General features: G+C 71.2%; 2 protein-coding genes. Both read left to right on the forward strand.

Going from position 1 to position 2,355, the window contains the following annotated elements; translation table 11 throughout:
* Window positions 1–585 precede the first annotated feature (585 nt).
* Window positions 586–1,101, forward strand: a complete 516-nt coding sequence (locus tag H5J29_RS29490) for a hypothetical protein (RefSeq protein ID WP_181784245.1) — start codon at window positions 586–588, stop codon at window positions 1,099–1,101.
* A 94-nt stretch (window positions 1,102–1,195) separates the two neighbouring features.
* A complete protein-coding gene (locus H5J29_RS29495; RefSeq protein WP_181784246.1) occupies window positions 1,196–2,041 on the forward strand; it encodes an ABC transporter ATP-binding protein in 846 nt (281 codons plus the stop codon).
* Window positions 2,042–2,355: the final 314 nt, after the last annotated feature.

Consider the following 2,355-nt stretch of genomic DNA (forward strand, 5'->3'; position numbering starts at 1 on the left):
GCCCCTCCTCGGCAGTGAGTGTCTGTCGGCCGGACGTCGACCGCTGTGAGCGACCGTTCTCGACGCTCGGTGTCTCCCGGCCCGGGCAGGCCACGACGTCGGGACTCGTTCGCAGCAGAGGCCGGTTTTGGCCAGACCTTTATATCATCGAGCCGAACTCTCGGGAACGTCCCGGAATCCGGACCGGGTCACACGAGGACGGGGTCGCCGGGGGTGTGCCTGCACTGGGCGCGGACGGGACTGGGGGAGCGTCCGCGCCCAGGCGGGTCCGTGGCCGGGGAGCGGGGGGCCGACCACGGCGGAGTCGACCCAGCGACCCCGGTGCGCGTCGCCGTGGGGGCGGCGATCGCAGAGGGTGACGCTAGTCGGCGTGCGTGGCGTCCGCCTGCCCCCGGCGAGGGATCCCCGTCCTTCTTCCGGGTGGTCGACCGGCCGCGGGGTGCGACCTCGGGGAATGGTCCGAAGGGGGGAGCGGCACTACTCCTCGGGAGGTAGTCGGGAAGGTGAGCGTGGGTCACGCTCGACACGTCCAGCGCGTCCACCGGCGATGCCGCCGGCCGGACCACTTCGAGCGAAGGTGCTTCGATGGTGCACGACGATGAGACGACTGCGCTCCCGTCGGTCTCGCACGGCCCGGATCGCGTGCGATCCGACCGGGCGACGATCGAGGCGGCCGTGGCGGGACGGCGCGGTGCACACCGCCGCGCCCGGCCGCGGATACCGTGGTCCCGGACCGCCGGGGCGCTCGCCTGGATCGCGTTCGCCGGGGTGCTCCTGGTCATGGCGTGGGCCGGGCCCGGCGCCCTCGTCGGCCCGGCGGGCTTCACCCCCGGCACGGGGGTGTTCGCCGACGTCGTGGCGGCGGCCCGCGAGCTCGACGGCGCGGTGTGGATCGCGCTCGCGGCGACGGTCGTCGCCGGAGCGCTGTGGCAGGCCCGCGGGGCGCACGCCGCGCGCCTCCTCCTGGTGGTCCTCGGCGTGGCGGGTGTGGTCCTGCTGGCGCTCGGCGGAGCGTGGCACGCCCTGCCGGCGATGCTCTTCGCCGGCGTCGGCGTGCTCTTCTCCTTCCTCACCAGCGCGCCGCGGTTCGGCACCGCGTAAGAACCGTCCGCCCGTCCGTCGGCTGCGACGCGACACCTCCGCCCGACCACGGCGCCGCGACGACCCCGGCGCGGCCCGAGAGCAAGGAGCCCACATGTCCGGCACCCCGATAGGCAGCGACCGGTACGGCGACGCGCCGACGACGGTCCTGCCCCGTGTCCCGGGGGCGCCCCGGCTCGACGACAAGCCCCACACGATGGAGGTCCGCAACGTCCACAAGACGTTCGGCACCTTCAAGGTCCTGCAGGGGCTGGACCTGCAGTTCGCCGACGACGCGATCACCACGGTGCTCGGGCCCTCCGGCACCGGCAAGAGCGTGCTCATCAAGCACCTCGTCGGGCTCCTCGAGCCGGACGAGGGCGAGGTCCGCGTGTTCGACCAGGACCTCTGGAGCCTGTCCGAGGCGGAGCGGGCGAACATCCGCAAGCGCATGGGTGTGCTGTTCCAGGACGGCGCCCTGTTCGGGTCGATGAATATCTTCGACAACACCGCGTTCCCGCTGCGCAAGCACACGGACAAGTCCGAGGACGAGATCTACGACATCGTGCTGGCGCGGTGCACGGAGGTCGGGCTCGAGCGGTCGCTGAAGAAGTTCCCCAACGAGGTCTCCGGGGGGATGCGCAAGCGTGCGGGGTTCGCCCGGGCGATGGTGCTGAATCCCGACATCGTCTTCTTCGACGAGCCGGACTCGGGCCTCGACCCCGTCCGCACGAGCCTGCTCAACGACCTGATCCTGCAGATGCACGCCGAGCACGGCGGAACGTACCTGCTGGTCACCCACGACATCAGGACCGCCCGGAAGGTCAGCGACTACGTCGGGCTGATCTGGAAGGGAAAGGTCGTCCACTACGGGGAGGCGGAGGAGGCGTTCCACTCTCCGGACCCGTTCGTGCGGCAGTTCCTGGCCGGTGACTCCGCGGGACCCCTCGGCATGGACTGAGGGCTCGGCACCCTCACCCCTTCCCCGAACGGCGCCGCCGTTCGGGGAAGAAGTGTGCCCAGAAATGGCGCGAAACACATTCGGGTAATCCGTACCGGATCTCGTTTCTTGGCGTATCTGTCGCTGACGTGCCTCGTTTTCCAAGTGACTCGGGATCGATATTCGGGTGGTTCCGGCAGTGCGTTTCCCTGGCCCGTCGCCCCGCACCGGGCGGCCGGCGGCGACACGCCCACACTTCGACGACCGAGGGCGGAGCGATGGTGATGCGAACCGGCAGCGTCCACGCGACGGATGCCGACGACGAGACCCCGGCC

This window comes from Pseudonocardia pini, assembly GCF_013870575.1.
Taxonomy (GTDB): domain Bacteria; phylum Actinomycetota; class Actinomycetes; order Mycobacteriales; family Pseudonocardiaceae; genus Pseudonocardia; species Pseudonocardia pini.